Here is a 17,676-nt window from a genome sequence, read left to right as displayed (position 1 = left end):
ATGCGCCTGACTGCTGGATCGCCCGCACGCCTCGGCGCAAGCTGGGACGGACGCGGCACCAATTTCGCGCTGTTCTCCGCCAACGCGCAGAAGGTCGAGCTGTGCCTGTTCGACATGCAGGGCCGCCGCGAACTCGAGCGCGTCGAGCTGCCGGAGCGCACCGAGGATGTCTGGCACGGCTATCTCAACGACGTCTCGCCCGGCCAGCTCTACGGCTACCGCGTGCATGGCCCCTACGAGCCCGAACAGGGCCACCGCTTCAACGCCAACAAGCTGCTGCTCGACCCCTATGCCAAGCGGCTTTCCGGGCGGTTGGTCTGGAGTGACGCGCATTTCGCCTATCGCACCGGAAGTCCGCGCGAGGATCTGTCGTTCGACCGGCGCGACAACGCGCGCGGCATGCCCAAGGCCGTCGTCGTCGACGAGACTTTCAACTGGGGCCGCCGCGAGATCCGGCCCAACATTCCCTGGGAAGACACCATCATCTACGAGGCTCACGTCAAGGGACTGACACAGAAGCGCGACGACGTGCCGCCGAATTTGCGCGGCACCTATGGCGGCCTGTCCTCGCCCGCGATGATCGAGCACCTGAGGAAGCTCGGCGTCACCACGGTGGAGCTTCTGCCGGTGCACAGCTTTGTCGATGACCGCATCTTGGTCGAGAAGAAGCTCGCCAATTACTGGGGCTACAACACTTTGTCCTTCTTCGCGCCCGAGCAGCGCTACGCCCAGGACAACGCCCTCGATTCCTTCCGCACCACGGTCGCACGCCTGCACGATGCCGGCATCGAGGTGATGCTCGACGTCGTCTACAACCACACCGCCGAGGGCAATCACCTCGGCCCGACGCTGTGCTACCGCGGCATCGACAACGCCTCCTATTACTGGCTGAACCGCGAGAACCCGCGCTATTACGACGACTTCACCGGCTGCGGCTCGTCGGTGAACCTCACCCACCCGCGCGTGCTGCAGATGGTGATGGATTCCCTGCGCTACTGGGTCGAGGTCTGCCATGTCGACGGCTTCCGTTTCGACCTCGCCACCACGCTGGCGCGCGGGCCGAACGGGTATGATCGCGGCAGCTCGTTCCTGACCGCGATCCGCCAGGACCCTGTGCTGGCGAGCGTCAAGCTCGTCGCCGAACCCTGGGACCTCGGGCTCGGCGGCTACCAGGTCGGCGCATTTCCCTCGCAATGGTCGGAATGGAATGACCGTTACCGCAGCGCCATGCGCCGCTACTGGAGCGGCGAAGGCAGCCTGATCGGCGACATCTCCAGCCGCATGACGGCGTCCTCCGACCTGTTCAACCACGATGGACGGCGGCCGCGCGCCAGCGTCAACCACATCACCGTGCATGACGGTTTCACTCTCGCCGATCTCTTCAGCTACAACGAGAAGCACAACGAGGCCAATGGCGAGGACAATCGCGACGGCTCCAACGACAACCACAGCAACAATTGCGGTGTCGAGGGCCCGACCGACGATCCCCAAATCGTCAGCTTGCGCCGGCAGCTTCGCAAGAACGTGCTGGCCTGCCTCATGCTGGCGCAGGGCATCCCGCTGATCCTCGCCGGTGACGAGGTCGGGAATTCGCAATCGGGCAACAACAACGCCTATTGCCAGGACAACGAGGTTGGCTGGGTCGGCTGGGACAATCTCGGCAAGGACGGCGACGACATGGTCGATTTCGTCGCCGAGCTCGCCGATATCCGCCGCCGGTTCTCGCAGCTTCGCAGCCATCGCTGGCTCGACGGCCGCCCCAAGGACGGCATCTCCTATGGCGCGCTGTGGCTGACGCCGGCGGGCGACGAAATGACGGAAAGCGACTGGAAATTCCCGGAAGGGCGGTTCCTCTCCTATGTGATGGGGCCGATGGAACCGGGCAGCGCTGCGATCTTTATCGTACTCAACGCAGCCCCCGAAGAGATCGCATTCAAATTGCCAAAATTGACCGAATACAAGAGCTGGCAGCAAATCCTGAACACGACCGACGCCAAGCTGAACACGGTCGACTTCCTGCCCGGAAGCGACAGCAAGGCGCCGCCGCGCTCCGTGCTCGCTTTCGCGGGGGCGCTATGAGGCCATCCTTCGGGGCGAGGCCGACGAAGGACGGCGTGTCGTTTAGGCTGTGGGCGCCTGCCGCGCGCCGTGTCGATCTCCTGCTCGACCGACGACACGCCATGCAGCGCCGGCAGGATGGCTGGTATGTCGCCGACATTGCCAATCTGCCGGTCGGCAGCAACTACAAATTCAGGATCGACGACGAGATCGACGTGCCCGATCCGGCGTCTGCATTCCAACCCGACGACGTGTTCGGCCCGAGCGAGGTGATCGATCATGACGCCTTCGCCTGGCGCGCATCCGATTGGCGCGGCCGTCCCTGGGAAGAGACGGTGCTGATCGAGACGCATGTCGGCACCTTCACTGCGGAAGGCACCTATCGCGCCATGATCGACAAGCTCGATCATCTCGTCGCGACCGGCATCACCGCGGTCGAGTTGATGCCGCTGGCTGACTTCGCCGGTCGCCGCGGCTGGGGTTATGATGGCGTGCTGTGGTACGCGCCCGACAGCGCCTATGGTCGTCCCGAGGATTTGAAGACGCTGATCGACGAAGCCCATCTGCGCGGGCTGATGGTGTTCCTCGACGTCGTCTACAATCATTTCGGCCCCGAGGGAAATTACCTTGGCCGCTACGCGCAGGCCTTCTTCACCGACGCGCACACGCCATGGGGCAGTGCGATCGATTATCGCGTGCCGCAGGTTCGCGCTTTTGCTGTCGAGAACGCGCTGTCGTGGCTCAGCGACTATCGCTTCGACGGCCTGAGGCTTGATGCCGCCAATCACATCATGGCGATCCCCGGCGAGCAATCGATGCTGCAAGATCTTAGCGTCGCCGCCGGCGAGCTTGCCAAGGCGACGGGGCGGCATATCCATCTCGTGCTGGAGAACGGCGACAACCGCGCGAGCATGCTCGACGCCGCGCAGGAGCCTCCGAACGGCAAATATCGCGGACAGTGGAACGACGACTACCATCACGTCTGGCACGTGATGCTGACTGGCGAGCTCGCCGGCTATTACGCGGACTATCAAACGCCGCGGCTCGATCTCGCACGCGCGCTCGCCTCCGGCTTTGTCTATCAGGGCGAGATCTCGGAATTCTGGGGCAAGAAGCCGCGCGGCGAGAAAAGCGATGAGCTGCCGCCGGCAACCTTCGTCAACTTCCTGCAAAACCACGACCAGATCGGCAACCGGCCGCTCGGTGACCGGCTCGAAAGCCTGGCGTCGCCCAAGCAGATCGAAGCCGCGCTTGCGGTGACCCTGCTGGCGCCGATGATACCGATGCTATTTCAGGGCGAGGAATGGGGCTCGACCGCGCCCTTCCCGTTCTTCTGCGACTTCCAGGGCGGACTGGCTGATGCCGTCCGCAAGGGGCGCAGGCACGAATACGCCTGGGCCTATGAGACGTACGGCGAGGAGGTGCCCGACCCGCTCGATCCGGCAACGCTGCAATCGGCCGTGCTCGACTGGACCGGCCACACGCCGGAGCAGGATGCACGTCTCGCGCTGGTGCGCGAGCTGCTCGCACTCCGCCACAAAGAGATCGCGCCACGACTGAAAGGCGCGCGGTTCGGCGATGGCGCCGTGGCCGATAACGGCCTGCTCACCGCACATTGGCACATGGGAGATGGCACGACGCTGCGCCTCGTGGCCAATCTCTCCGACAAGGACGTCGCGGATTCCGACAGCGGTGTGGGGACCCTGATCTGGGGAGGCACGACCGGCGACCGGCTTGCGCCCTGGTCGGTGGTCTGGCGCCTCGGAGCTTGACATGCCTTCAGCCATTCCTCTCGCAACCTACCGGCTTCAGCTCACCGCGGAGTTCGACTTCGACAACGCCGCCGCGGTGGTGCCGTATCTGAAGGCGCTGGGGATCACGCATCTCTACACCTCGCCGGTGATGAAGGCCCGGAAGGGCTCGACCCACGGCTATGACACCGTCGATCACAGCCAGTTCAATCCGGAGCTCGGCGGCGAGGCCGGATTCGCGCGGCTGAGCGAGGCGCTGACGCGACACGACCTCGGCCTCATCATCGATTTCGTACCGAACCACGTCGGCGTCCACTTTGCCGACAATCCCTGGTGGCTGGACGTGCTCGAATGGGGCCAGGCCTCGCCGCACGCCGTCTCCTTCGATATCGACTGGGATCAACTGGCTTTCCGCGCCCGTGGCGGCGTGCTGCTGCCCATCCTCGGCGCGTCCTATGGCGAAGCGCTCGAGAGCGGCGACATCGAGCTGCGCTACGATGCCAACGAAGGTAGTTTTTCCGCCTGGTATTTCGAGCATCGATTGCCGATCGCGCCGGAGCGCTATGGCGAGATGCTGCGGATGATCGTGAAGGAAGCCGACGCGGCCGAGACCGAGGCCGGCAAGCGCCTGCTGTCGCTCGCGGCCCGCTACACGGGACTGCGCCGTCCAAACCGCAAGGAAGCGCCCGGCTTCAAGGCGGAGCTTAGGGAGATCGCAGGCAGTGCCGATATCATCGCGCGCGGCCTCGGCGCCTATCGCGCCGCCAAGGACCGTCCCGCGCAGACGCTGGCGCTGCATCACTTGCTGGAGCGCCAGCACTACAAGCTCGGCCACTGGCGGCTTGCCTCCAGCGACATCAACTATCGCCGCTTCTTCGACGTCAACGGGCTCGCCGGCATGCGCGTCGAGGATCCCGGCACGTTCGCCGCCACGCACCGGTTGGTGAAGCAACTCATTGCCGACGGCAAACTGCAAGGCATCCGGCTCGATCATATCGACGGCCTGCGCGATCCCGCGCAATATTGCCAGCGGCTGCGCCGTCTGGTGCGCGACGCGCAGGGCACCACAAAGCCGTTCTATACGGTGATCGAGAAAATCCTCTGCGAGCACGAGCGCCTGCCGCATTTCGCCGGTGTCCAGGGCACCACCGGCTATGAGTGGATGAATGCCATCACTCACGTTCTGGTCGATGCCAAGGGGCTGGAGGCTCTGGACGAGACCTGGCGGCAGATCAGCAACCGGTCGCCACGGCTCGCGCCTTACGTCAAGGACGCCAAACGGCGCGTGCTGGAGACGTTGCTGACCAGCGAATTCACGGTTCTGACGCGCCTGCTTGCGCGCATCGCCAACGGGCACTATTCGACCCGCGACTTTTCAGCCGACAGCCTGCGGCAGGCGCTCGAACTCTACGTGCTGCATTTCCCGGTGTACCGGACCTACCTGACGACAAGCGCGCCAACGGCGAACGATCGCAAGCTGATCGACGACACCATCGATGCCGCTCGCCGGGAATGGTTCGCCGCGGACGAAGGCATTTTCGACTTCCTGCGCGATGCGCTCACCATGGATTTGCTCAAGCCTGGCCGTCCCCCGCACAGCGCCCCGCGCGTGCGTCGGTTTGCGCTGAAGGTGCAGCAATTCACCGGGCCGATGATGGCGAAGTCGCTGGAGGACACCGCTTTCTATCAATTCCACCGGCTGCTCGCCCTGAACGAAGTCGGTGGCGATCCCGCGAGCAAGGGCCTCACCATTCCCGCTTTCCACGAGATCATGCAGACCCGCGCCAGGGAATGGCCGCAAGGGATGACGGCGACCGCCACGCACGACACCAAACGTGGCGAGGACGCCCGCGCGCGGATCGCGGCCTTAAGTGAAATTCCCGGCGAATGGACCAGCGCCGTGGCGCGCTGGAAAGTCCTGAACGCGCCGCACCTCGCGCTCGACGGCAATCTGCGCGCTCCGTCGGCAACGTTCGAATACATGCTCTACCAGACGCTGCTCGGCGCCTGGTCCCTCCCGGCGCCGGCCGATGCCGGTTTCGTCGAGCGTATCCAGGCCTACGCGCTCAAGGCCGCGCGCGAGGGCAAGGAGGAGACTAGCTGGCTCAACCCGCACGAGGCTTATGAGAACGGCGTCAAGAGCTTTATCGCGAAGATCCTCGATCCCGCGCTCTCAGGCGAACTCCTGGAGGCGCTGCAAACCCTGGCACGCCGCGTCGCGCTGCTCGGGGCGCTGAACGCGCTGAGCCAGCTCACGCTCAAGGCGACACTGCCGGGCGTCCCCGACTTCTACCAGGGCACCGAATTCTGGGATCTGTCGCTGGTCGATCCCGACAACCGGCGCCCGGTGGATTTTTCCGCGCGACACGCGGCGCTGGGCACGCTGGACAATCCGGATTGGAATGATCTGATCAAGAGCTGGCCGGACGGCCAGCTCAAGCTGGCCTGGACGCGGCACCTGCTCAAGCTGCGCAATGAGCTGCCCGACGTTTTCGCGCGAGGCGACTACCAGCCGCTTCAGGTGCGGGGCGCACATGCCGACCATGTCGTGGCCTTTGCCCGCCGCCACGGCCGCACTGCTGCGATCGTCGTTGTCGGGCGCCACTTCGCTCCTTTCACGCAAGCGGGACGCGAATGGCCGGCGTTCGATGGGGTCGACGCCACCATCGACGTCACGGGCTATAGCGTGCCGGGTTTTGCAGGCAACGATCTGCCGCTCGCGCAGGCGCTTCGCGGCTTTCCAGCTTCGGTCATCCCGGCGCGCCCCGCGGATGCGGCGAAGCCGGTGCGACAGCGCACCCGCGCTTGAACGCTAGCTTTTCGCGTCTTTGCCCAACAGCAACTGGCCGCGCTTGCGGATCGTGGCCTGAGCCATCTCCGCAAAGCGCTGCAGCAGCCAAGGCAGCACCACCTGTACCTTGACATGGTCGTCGCCGACGTCGACCTGCCCCGTTGCTATCTGCCCGAGCGCGCGGATGCGGAAGTTCATGCTGTCGCCGTTCCAGCGCTCCTCCTCGACCTGCACCACCGGAATGCTGGCGGCAGCGCGGCCGAGCCCGGTCTTGAGACGGCGCACCGCCTCCTCGCGGCCGAGACGGTGGGGAATGGAGACGACAAGCGGTGCTGACATGGCTCTGCCCGGTTAGTGATTGAACCTCACATAATCATGCCCCCCAGTGCCACAAAGGTTCCATGCAAGTGGAGCGTGCAACCGGTGTTTCATATGGGGAACTTTAAAACCTGCGGCAAGTTGCCCTCGCACAACGGGACAGGTTGCAACGACCCTTCCAACGAAGGGCTGGAGGAGATTTCGCATGTCTATCGGTACGATCATTCTGATCATTTTGGTCATCGCGCTGCTCGGCGGCTTCAGCGGCATCGGCGGCGGCCCGTTCTACGGCACCGGCTATTACGGCGGCGGCGGTCTCGGGCTCGTCATCGTGATCCTGCTGATCCTGCTGCTGCTGGGACGGATCTAGCCGGGTTCGGTAGGGTGGGTTAGCCGCAAGGCGTAACCCACCTCTTTCTTTCCGCGTCGACAAAAGTGGTGGGTTACGCTTCGCTAACCCACCCTACTTCTTTTTATCCGCCAGCTTCTTGATCGCTGCCTTGATCGACACGGCTGCATCGTCATAACCATCCCACGCCTTCGACCGCGACAGCAGGCCGGGCACGCTACGCAGCGTGTAGCGCTTCGGATCGAGATCGGTCTTCACCTGCGCCCAGGTGAGCGGCATCGACACAGTGGCACCGGCGCGCGCACGCGGCGACAGCGGGGCCACCGCCGTCGACATGCGATCGTTGCGCAAATAGTCCAGGAAGATCTTTCCCATTCGCAGCTTCTTCGACATGTTGAGCAGATAGCGCTCGGGATTGTCGTCCGCCATCCACTGGCAGACACCTTGCGCGAAGGCCTTGGCTTCTTTCCAGCTCACCTGGTCGCGCGCGCCATGTCGCAGCGGTACCACGACGTGCAGGCCCTTGCCGCCGGTGGTCTTGCAGAAGCTCTCCATGCCGATGTCGGTCAGCCGCTGCCGCATCTCCTTGGCGGCCTCGACGACGTCGGCGAAGACGACGTCGGGCGCGGGATCGAGATCGAACACCAGCCGGCCCGGAGTATCGTAGGCGTAAGGCGCGCAATTCCAGGGATGCAACTCGACGCCGCCGATCTGCGCCACGGCCGCGAGCCCCTCGATGCGATCGATCTGCAAATAAGGCTTGCGGTCGCCGGAGACCCGCGCGAGCTCCAGGAGGTTCGACGTGCCCTGCATGGCGTGGCGCTGGAAGAAGCATTCGCCCTTGATGCCGTCAGGGGCGCGGATCAGCGAACATGGCCGGCCCTTCAGGTGCACGATCATCCACTCGCCGACGGCTTCGAGATAGCGCGCGAGATCCAGCTTGGTGACGGGATCGCCATTGCCGTCGTCCGGCCAGAGCTCCTTGTCCGGCTTGGAGATGACGACACCCATCACTTCGGCACTGCCACCTTGCGCCGTTCGTGCGCCGGTCTTCGCTTGCGCGCGCGGCTTGGCACGCCGCTTGGTCGAGGGCTCGGCAAGCTCGGTATCGACCGGTGTCTCGGCCTCGACCTCCTCCGCCGGCTTGTCCTGCCGCAGACCCTTGAAGGCGGCCTGGCGGATGTTGCCGTCGGCAGTGAAGCCGGCGAACTCGATCTCCGCCACAAGCTCCGGCTTCAGCCAGTGCACCTCGCGCGCTTTTTTCGGTGCGTTCTTGCCGCCAAAGGGGCTTTGCTTGGCCTCCATAGCCTTCAAGGACGGCATGATGCGCTTGACCTTGTCGGCGCCGAAGCCGGTTCCGACCATCCCGACGAAGGCGAGATGATCGCCGCGGTGCACGCCGGCCATCAGCGAACGGAATTTACCATTGGTGGTCTTGTAGCCGCCGATCACGACCTCATGGCCGGCACGGCATTTGGCCTTGGTCCAGCTTTCTGTCCGCCCCGAACGATAAGGTGCGTCCAGCTTCTTCGACACCACGCCCTCGAGCTCGAGCTTACAGGCCGATTGCAGCACGGCGTCGCCGCCGCTTTCGAAATGCTCGACATAGCGAATCTGGCTCGATTTTTTCTTGCGTGCCTCCAGGAGCTCCTTGAGGCGGTCCTTGCGCTCCCCGAGCGGCAGCCGCCGCAAATCGAGGCGTTCGACGAACAGGAGGTCGAAAGCGAAGAAGATGAGCTCGTCGGTCTTGCCGTCCGAGAGCGCGGCCTGAAGCGACGAAAAGTTCGGTGCCCCATTGTGGTCGAGCGCGACGATCTCGCCGTCGATCATCAAATCCGGCAACGCGCCCGCTTCCTTCGCGATGCTTGCGAATTTTTCGGTCCAGTCGAGGCCTTTGCGCGTCTTCAACGTCGCCTTGCCGCCCTCGACCCGCAGCTGCACGCGGTAGCCGTCGAACTTGATCTCGTGGCACCAGCCATCGCCACCCGGCGGGCGCTCGACCGAGGTGCAGAGCTGCGGCGCGACGAAATCCGGCATCTCCGCCTTCTTCGCGGTCGTCGCGGTTGTGGCTTTCTTCTTTGCCGTCTTGCCGGTCTTCAACGCCGCGCGGGGTGCCGGCTTGACCGTGCGCTCTTTCGCCTCGTCCGCCCGGTTGGACTGCCAGACCGCGTCGGCCTTGGCCTTGGTGCCCTTCGCCAGCATGAACGGTTTTGGCGCCCGGCCTTTGCCTCCGGCGATCTGCTCCATCGCACGGCCGGAGGCGACCGACTTGTCCTCCTCGAGAATGTCGTTGTCTGCGCCCTCGCGGACATGTTCGTCGCGATGCTTGATCAAGAGCCAATTGGTCCGCTTGCCGCCGGTGCGGTCGTTGCGCATGCGCACCAGGACCCAGCTACCGTGCAGCTTCTCGCCATGCAGGGTGAATTTCAAATCGCCCTTCTTGAAACCGCGTTCGGGATCTTCGGATTCCCAGGTGCCGCGGTCCCACAGCATGACCGTGCCGCCGCCGTATTGGCCCTCCGGAATCGTACCCTCGAAGTCGCCATAGTCGAGCGGGTGGTCCTCGACCTCGACGGCCAGCCGCTTGTCGTGCGGATCGAGCGAGGGCCCTTTCGTCACCGCCCAGGACTTGAAGACGCCGTCGAACTCGAGCCGCAGATCGTAGTGCAGCCGCGAGGCGTCATGTTTCTGGATCACGAAGCGCCGCTGCTTCGATTGCGCCACCGCGGTCTTTCCCGACGGCTCCGGCGTCTTCTCGAAATCACGTTTCTGTCGATACTTGGAGAGCTTTTGCAGCACGACTGGTCCCGGATTCTCTTTCGGCGTGGAAGCCTATCACGCCCCGCACCCCACCCGGAACCAAAACCCCGCGGGACGGTTGGGGTTCCAAACTAACTCGAAGACGCTGGAGAACGGAATGGCACCGCGCGCCTATTGGAAGGGAACGTTGAAGCTCTCGCTGGTCAGTTGCCCCGTTGTGCTTTATCCGGCGACCACCGCGGCCGAGAAGACGCGGTTTCACATGATCAACCGCGAGACCGGCAACCGATTGAAGCAGCAGATGATCGACGCCGAGACCGGCGACGTCGTCGAAAGCGACCAGAAGGGACGCGGCTACGAGCTGCGCAAGGGTAAATACGTCGAGATCGAGCCGGAGGAGCTCGAAGCGGTCCAGATCGAGAGCAACCACACCATCGACATCGAGAGTTTTGTGCCGAGCGACGAGATCGACCAGCGCTATCTCAACCATCCCTACTACATCGCGCCCGACGGCAAGGCCGCAGTCGATGCCTTTGCCGTGATCCGCGACGCCATGAAGGACCAGGATCGCGTCGCGCTCGCCAAGATCGTGCTCACCAATCGCGAGCACATCATCGCGATCGAGCCGCTCGGCAAAGGTCTGCTCGGCACCACGCTGCGCTTCCCCTACGAACTGCGCGACGAAGACCAGTTCTTCGACGATATCAAGAGCCCGAAGATCACCAAGGACATGGTCGAGCTCGCGGGCCACATCCTCCAGACCAAGGCTTCCCATTTCGATCCCAGCAAGTTCAAGGACGACTACGAGAACGCGCTGAAGGCCCTGGTGAAGCGCAAGGCCAGCGGCAAGACGATCGAACTGCCGGAGCCCGAGGAGAAGCCGAGCAATGTCGTCAGCCTGATGGATGCGCTGAAGCAGAGCCTGAAGGGCCGCGGCGGGAAGAAGACCGCGGCCAAGTCCCATGCGCGCCGGGCGTCGGGGCGAACGCGCGCCGCGAAGAAGACGCATCGATCGACGGCGCGGCAGAGGAAGGCGAGCTGACCTGCTCCGTCATTGCGAGCGCAGCGAAGCAATCCAGTATCTTTCCGCGGAGGGATTCTGGATTGCTTCGCTGCGCTCGCAATGACGATGTTGATGCAGGCTTGCGCCGCCATTTCGGTCGTCATGCCCGGGCTTGTCCCGGGCATCCACGTTCTCGATGCCGCGTCAGGACGTGGATGGCTGGGACAAGCCCGGCCATGACGGATCGTCGCACGTGGGCAGCCTAATCCCCCGCCCTCAGCCGATACCCAATCCCCGTCTCCGTCAGCACAAATTGCGGCCGTTCCGGATCGGCTTCGATCTTCTGCCGGAGTTGGCGGACATAGACGCGCAGATATTGCGCATCCGTCAGTTCATCCCAGAGCTCCCTCAGCAGGAAGCGGTGGGTAAGCACCTTGCCGGCGTGCTGCACCAGCACACGCAGGAGGTCATATTCCTTCGGCGACAGTTTGACGTCGCGCTCGCCGACCTTGACGATCCGGCGCACCAGATCGACCGAGAGACCGCCGGCACGAAACACCGGGCGCTCGCCCTGGATCTGAAGCTGGTGCCTCAGCGCGGCGCGCAGGCGCGCCAGCAGTTCGTCCATGCCGAACGGCTTTGTCAGGTAATCGTCGGCACCGAGATCGAGCGCCTGCACCTTGCCGCCCTCGTCGCCACGGCTCGACAACACCACGATCGGCACAGCTTCATTGCGGGCGCGGATGGTACGCAACAAGTCGTGGCCCTGGATGTCGGGCAGGCCGAGATCGAGGATGATCAGCGCCGGATCCTCGCTGAGCTTCTCCAGCGCGGTCTTGCCGCTCGACGCCTCCAGGATCTCATAGCCCTGCGTCGAGAGCCCCATCCGCAGCAATTTGCGGATCGGCGGCTCGTCGTCGATGACCAGCACTTTGATCGGGGCAGCGCTCATGCGGCGGTATCCAATGCGCGGGTCCGGGCCGGAATGGGCAGACGGATGGTCAGAACCGCACCGCTCCGGTCGCCGCGATTCGCGGCCGAGATCGTGCCATGCATCGCCTCGACGAAGCCGCGGGAAATGGCGAGCCCGAGCCCGGTGCCGGGCCGGACATGGTCACCCTTCTGCACGCGATAAAACTTGTCGAACACGCTCTCGAGCTCCTCGGACGGAATGCCGTCGCCCTCGTCGGCAATCTGGAGCACCACATGATCGCTGTCGCGCCGGCTGCGAATAGAGACGGTCGCGTGGGGCGGCGAATATTTGGCGGCGTTGTCGAGCAGGTTGAACAGCACCTGCTCGAACAGCACCGCATCGAGCTGGAGCATAGGAAGGTCTGCGGCCAACTCCAACTCCACCTTGTGAGCGGCGAGGATCTTGGCTGCACGCCGGAGCGCGCTGCCGACGATCTCTCCGAGATCGTGCAACGCAGCGTTGGGCACGATGGCGCCGGATTCGAGCTTGGTCATGTCGAGCAGATTGGCGATGAAGCGGTTGAGCCGTTCGGATTCGTCGATCACGGTCGCGAGCAGGTCGCGCTTCTCAGTGTCGGAGAGCGCGCTGGCGAGATCGCGCATGGTCGAGGCCGCACCCAGCACGGATGCGAGCGGCGTCTTCAGGTCGTGTGAAATCGAGGTGAGCAATGCGGAACGCAGCCGCTCGGATTCGACGGAGCGCTTGACGCGATCGACGTCCTCGACCAGCAGCACGCGCTCGATCGCCAGCGCGCCCTGGTCGACCAGCGCGTCGAGCAGCCGGCGCTGGTCCGGCGTCAGCAAGGGACCGGTGCGATCGTCGTCAATGCCGATCACGCCGATCGGTCCGCGCCCGGTGCGCATCGGCAGGAACAGCCGCTTTGCGCCCGGCAGCGTGTCCGACCCGCGGCCTGCAGGCCGATCGTTGCTCCAGGCCCAGTTGGCAGCGGCAAGGTCGGCCTGATCGAGATCGTCCTCGGGCGGATAGCCCGACTTCACCGTGAGCAGGCCTTCGTCCGGCAACAGCAGCACCACGCGGACTTTCAGCATCAGCGCGATCTGGTAGGCGGTCGCCCACAGCACGTCGTCGAGCGTGCCGGTGCCGGCGAGCTTGCGGCTGAAAGCATAGAGCTGCTCGGTGGTCCGGATGCGGCCGATCGCAGCATCGGCCTGGGTGCGGACCCGCCCCGCAACATTCGACACCACGAACGCAATCAGCATGAAGAAAAAGAATGCCGCGACGTTGGTCGGATCGGTGATGGTGAAGGTATAGACCGGCGGCAGAAAGAAGAAATTGTAGGCGAGCGACGCTGCGACACTCGCAAGCAACGACGGCCACAATCCGTAGCGCACGGCAACCGTCACCACGGCGGTCAGAAACATCAGGTCGACGTTCTCAATGCCGAAATAGGGCTTGATGGCCACGGCGGCAGCGAGGCCAAGCGCGGTGATCCCGAGTGCCTTCAGGTAGGGTCGCGCATCGAACGGGTCCGATCGCGTTGCGGTCTGCACCGCCGTCTTCGGCGCCGGCTCGCTCGTGAGTTCGTCGCCAGGAATGACATGTACGCTGATATTCCCGGCGCGGCGCACCAGATCGTGCACGACGGAGCCGCGCGTCATCTCGAACCAGAGCGAGCGCGTCGACTTGCCGATCACGATCTGGGTGACGTTGTTGCCTTGCGCGAAGTTGACGACGTCGTCGGCGATGCGGCGGCCGACGCCCGGAATCGTCAGCGCCTCGCCGCCGAGCGATTCTGCGAGCCGCAGCGTATCGGCCAGCCGGTCGCGCTCCTCATCGGACATTTGCAGGGAGCGCCGCGTCTCGATCGACACCGCAATGAACGGCGCGTGCAGCCGGTCGGCCAGCCGCTTGGTGTAGCGAACGAGGCTGGCCGCGCGCGGATCTTCGCTGATGCAGACGAGGATGCGCTCGCCCGCGGCCCAAGGACCGGCGATCGCGTTCGCCTGCATGTGAGTGAGCAGCTGCTCGTCGACCCGTTCGGCCGTGCGCCGCAGCGCGAGTTCGCGCAGCGCGGTCAGGTTGCCGGGCGAGAAATAATGCTCCAGCGCCCGCTCGGCCTGCCTGGGGACATAGACCTTGCCCTCTTTCAGCCGCTGGATCAGGTCGTCAGGCGTGAGGTCGATCAGCTCGATGGCGTCTGCGCGGTCGAACACCGAATCCGGCACGGTCTCGCGTACCCGCACATGGGTGATCTGGGCGACGACGTCGTTCAGGCTCTCGATGTGCTGGATATTGACGGCGGTGTAGACGTCGATGCCGTGGGACAGCAGTTCTTCGACATCGAGATAACGCTTTGGATGGCGGCTGCCGGCGGCATTGGTGTGAGCGAGTTCGTCGACCAGCGCGATTTTCGGCCGGCGCGCGATCACGGCGTCGAGATCCAGTTCCTCGACAATCTGGCCGCGGTAATCGAGCTTCTTGCGCGGGATCACTTCCAGCCCGCGCACCAGCGCCTCGGTCTCGGCCCGGCCATGGGTCTCGACGAAGCCGACCACGACGTCGATGCCGGCCTTGCGCTTGGCGTGGGCGCTTTGCAGCATCTCGTAGGTCTTGCCGACGCCGGGAGCGGCGCCGACGAAGATCTTCAGCTTGCCGCTCACGCCTTCCTCCCGGCGCGCAGCTTCCAGCAGCGCCTCGGGCGAAGGACGTTGTTCGGGATCGCGGCGCTCTCGGACCATCAAGTCAATATAACATCCGCGCGGGCCTAGCCTAGACTACTTCGTGGCACGATCGAGCGCGAGATTCAGAGCCAGCACGTTGACGCGGGGCTCGCCGATCAGGCCGAGCAGACGGCCTTGGATGTTGGAAGCCACCATTTGCCTGACCTGATCCTCCGGCACGTTTCGCGCCTTTGCTACCCGCAGCACCTGGAATTGCGCCGCTTCCGGCGAGATATCCGGATCGAGGCCACTGGCTGAGGTCGTCACGAGGTCGACCGGCACGGCGGCATTCGGATTCTCGCCCTTGAGCTTGTCCACATCATCCTTCAGCCGGTCGGCCAGCGCCTTGCTGGTCGGGCCGAGATTGGAGCCGCCCGAATTGGCGGCGTTGTAGGGCGCCAGCACGGTCTTGGTCGAATCGCTCGGATCAGGGGCTACCGTCGCCGAGAGGCGGCCGTGGAAATATTTGTCGTCCTTGAACTCCTGCCCGATCAGGGCGGAGCCGATCACCTTGCCGTCCTTCTCGATCAGGCTGCCCTGCGCCTGCACCGGGAAGATTGCGCCGGCAATAGCGGTCATCGCGAGCGGATAGGCCAAGCCAGTGATGGCGGTGAGCACCAGCAGCAGGACAATGGCGGGGCGGATTTCTCTGAGCATGTTAGGTCTCCAGTTATTTCGCCATCTCGAGCGGAGCATCCCTGCCGTCGTTCCGGGGCGATGCGAAGCATCGAACCCGGAACCTCGAGATTCCGGGTTCGCCTCTCCGAGGCGCCCCGGAATGACAGAGAGATTCGCTCCTCGCAATGACGTTAAGCCAGGTGCAAGGCAACGACGACGAGATCGATCGCCTTGATACCGATGAAGGGAATGACGATGCCGCCGAGGCCGTAGATCAGCAGATTGCGCCGGAGCAGTGCGCCCGCGCCGACCGCACGATAGACGACGCCCTTCAGCGCCAGCGGGATCAGGGCGATAATGATCAGCGCGTTGAAGATGATCGCCGACAGGATGGCGCTCTGCGGGCTCGACAGGTTCATGACGTTGAGCACGTTGAGCTGGGGGTAGAACGCCAGGAACATCGCCGGGATGATCGCGAAATACTTCGCGACGTCGTTGGCGATCGAGAACGTGGTCAGCGCGCCGCGCGTCATCAGCAGCTGCTTGCCGATCTCGACCACCTCGATCAGCTTGGTCGGATTGGAGTCGAGGTCGACCATGTTGCCGGCCTCGCGAGCCGCCTGCGTGCCCGTGTTCATGGCGACACCGACGTCCGCCTGCGCGAGCGCCGGCGCGTCGTTGGTGCCGTCGCCGCACATCGCCACCAGCTTGCCCTTGGCCTGCTCGTCGCGGATCAGCTTGAGCTTGTCCTCGGGGGTCGCTTGCGCCAGGAAGTCGTCGACGCCGGCTTCCGCTGCGATCGCGGCGGCCGTCATCGGATTGTCACCGGTAATCATGACGGTGCGGATACCCATGCGTCGCAGCTCGGCAAAGCGCTCGCGGATGCCGCCCTTGACGATGTCCTTGAGCTGGATGACGCCGAGCAGCTTGCCGTCCCTGGCGACCGCCAGCGGCGTACCGCCGGCCTTCGATATGTCGTCGGCGATGGTCTGGATCTCGCGGCCGATGTCCGAGAACCCGGCGGGCTGGATGGAACGAGCCGTGTTGCCTGAGGCGACCGCCAGCGGTGCACCGCCACCGACATAGTTGAGGATCGCATCGACCGCGCCCTTGCGCACCGACGAGCCGCCGGCAGCGACACCGCTCATGCGAGTCTGCGCCGTGAATGGGATGAAGGTGGCTCCCAACTCGGCCATGTCGCGGCCGCGGATGCCGTATTTCTCCTTGGCCAGCACCACGATCGAGCGGCCCTCCGGGGTCTCGTCGGCGAGCGAGGCGAGCTGGGCCGCGTCCGCGAGCTCCTGCTCGGTGACGCCGCGCACCGGGCGGAAGGAGGTCGCCTGGCGGTTGCCGAGTGTAATCGTTCCGGTCTTGTCGAGCAGCAGCGTGTCGACGTCTCCGGCGGCCTCGACGGCACGGCCGGACATCGCCAGCACGTTGAAGCGGACCAGGCGGTCCATGCCGGCGATGCCGATCGCCGACAGCAGCGCGCCGATCGTGGTCGGGATCAGCGTGACGAACAGCGCGACCAGCACGACCACCGAGATCGAGCCGCCGGCATAGGCCGCGTAGCTCGGGATGGTGACGGTGGCGAACACGAAGATGATGGTGAGGCCGGCCAGCAGGATGTTGAGTGCGATCTCGTTCGGGGTCTTCGCCCGCTCGGCGCCCTCGACCAGCTTGATCATGCGGTCGATGAAGGTCGAGCCCTGTGCTGCGGTGATCCGCACGCGGATCCAGTCGGACAGCACCTGGGTGCCGCCGGTCACTGCCGAACGGTCACCGCCGGATTCGCGGATCACGGGTGCGGACTCGCCGGTGATGGCGGCCTCGTTGACGGACGCGACGCCCTCGATCACCTCGCCATCGGAGGGAATGGTATCGCCGGCCTCGACCAGCACAACGTCCCCCACCTTGAGGCTGGTGCCCGGCACGAGATTGAAGGCCTGGCCGGCGCCGGCCAGCAGCTTGGCCTGGCTCTCGGTGCGGGTCTTGCGCAGCGATTCCGCCTGCGCCTTGCCGCGGCCTTCGGCCACGGCCTCGGCAAGATTGGCAAACAGCACCGTGAACCAGAGCCAGACGATGATCTGGAAGGTAAAGCCGAGATTCGCGCCGCCCGTGACGAGATCGCGCAGGAAGATCACAGTGGTGAGCGCGGCCACGATCTCGACCACAAACATCACGGGGTTCTTGATCATCAAGCGCGGATCGAGCTTGGTGAAGGACGCGCGGATCGCAGGCACGACGATCTTGGGATCGGGCATCGCCGAGACGGACGCGCGTTTTTGCAGTTTCATGGTATCCATGGAGGTCACTCCAAAACAATCAGAAGGCTGTCGATCAGAACACTTGCTGTTCAGAAGATTTGCTGTTC

Annotated in this window: 11 protein-coding genes; 5 read left to right on the top strand and 6 right to left on the bottom strand. The window is 64.5% G+C overall.

The window, feature by feature from the left end; genetic code table 11:
* Genes glgX through treY form a run of 3 tightly spaced genes read left to right on the top strand, consistent with a single transcriptional unit; the run spans position 1 to position 6,618 of the window.
* Positions 1–2,079: a glycogen debranching protein GlgX gene (glgX, locus tag AC0L3P_RS14390; RefSeq protein WP_275169285.1), complete on the top strand. Its 2,079-nt coding sequence runs from the start codon at positions 1–3 to the stop codon at positions 2,077–2,079.
* Complete coding sequence (treZ, locus tag AC0L3P_RS14385; protein WP_275169286.1) at positions 2,076–3,830, top strand: malto-oligosyltrehalose trehalohydrolase; 1,755 nt, start codon at positions 2,076–2,078, stop codon at positions 3,828–3,830. Before glgX ends, treZ begins: the two co-directional genes overlap by 4 nt.
* A 1-nt stretch (position 3,831) precedes the next feature.
* On the top strand, positions 3,832–6,618 hold the full coding sequence (gene treY, locus AC0L3P_RS14380; RefSeq protein WP_473302283.1) for a malto-oligosyltrehalose synthase: 2,787 nt from the start codon (positions 3,832–3,834) through the stop codon (positions 6,616–6,618).
* 3 nt (positions 6,619–6,621) lie between these two features.
* Here the strand turns inward: treY and AC0L3P_RS14375 are convergent, their stop codons facing one another.
* On the bottom strand, positions 6,622–6,939 hold the full coding sequence (locus AC0L3P_RS14375) for a polyhydroxyalkanoic acid system family protein (RefSeq protein WP_275169288.1): 318 nt from the start codon (positions 6,937–6,939) through the stop codon (positions 6,622–6,624).
* 184 nt (positions 6,940–7,123) lie between these two features.
* Here AC0L3P_RS14375 and AC0L3P_RS14370 point away from each other — a divergent pair, with 184 nt between their 5' ends.
* Positions 7,124–7,288: a DUF3309 family protein gene (locus AC0L3P_RS14370; RefSeq protein WP_007595743.1), complete on the top strand. Its 165-nt coding sequence runs from the start codon at positions 7,124–7,126 to the stop codon at positions 7,286–7,288.
* 93 nt (positions 7,289–7,381) lie between these two features.
* Here the strand turns inward: AC0L3P_RS14370 and ligD are convergent, their stop codons facing one another.
* Positions 7,382–10,066: a DNA ligase D gene (ligD, locus tag AC0L3P_RS14365; RefSeq protein ID WP_275169289.1), complete on the bottom strand. Its 2,685-nt coding sequence runs from the start codon at positions 10,064–10,066 to the stop codon at positions 7,382–7,384.
* Between the two features lie 118 nt (positions 10,067–10,184).
* Here ligD and ku point away from each other — a divergent pair, with 118 nt between their 5' ends.
* Positions 10,185–11,069: a non-homologous end joining protein Ku gene (gene ku, locus AC0L3P_RS14360; protein WP_275169290.1), complete on the top strand. Its 885-nt coding sequence runs from the start codon at positions 10,185–10,187 to the stop codon at positions 11,067–11,069.
* 223 nt (positions 11,070–11,292) lie between these two features.
* On the opposite strand, the gene AC0L3P_RS14355 is transcribed toward ku, so the two are convergent.
* The 4 genes from AC0L3P_RS14355 to kdpB all read right to left on the bottom strand — a co-directional run bounded on the left by AC0L3P_RS14355 (position 11,293) and on the right by kdpB (position 17,608).
* Positions 11,293–11,982 carry a response regulator gene (locus AC0L3P_RS14355; protein ID WP_275169291.1) on the bottom strand — a complete coding sequence of 230 codons (690 nt, stop codon included), beginning with the start codon at positions 11,980–11,982 and terminating at the stop codon, positions 11,293–11,295.
* Entirely contained in the window at positions 11,979–14,702 is a 2,724-nt protein-coding gene (locus AC0L3P_RS14350) for a sensor histidine kinase (RefSeq protein WP_275169292.1), read from the bottom strand. The genes AC0L3P_RS14355 and AC0L3P_RS14350 overlap by 4 nt, the downstream gene beginning before the upstream one ends.
* Before the next feature lie 36 nt (positions 14,703–14,738).
* On the bottom strand, positions 14,739–15,341 hold the full coding sequence (locus tag AC0L3P_RS14345) for a K(+)-transporting ATPase subunit C (RefSeq protein WP_275169293.1): 603 nt from the start codon (positions 15,339–15,341) through the stop codon (positions 14,739–14,741).
* A gap of 152 nt (positions 15,342–15,493) precedes the next feature.
* Positions 15,494–17,608, bottom strand: coding sequence for a potassium-transporting ATPase subunit KdpB (gene kdpB / locus AC0L3P_RS14340; RefSeq protein ID WP_473302282.1), 2,115 nt, complete (start codon positions 17,606–17,608; stop codon positions 15,494–15,496).
* Positions 17,609–17,676: the final 68 nt, after the last annotated feature.

The sequence above is a fragment of the Bradyrhizobium sp. WSM4874 genome, assembly GCF_055811835.1.
This window is presented reverse-complemented; position numbering and strand designations above follow the sequence as displayed.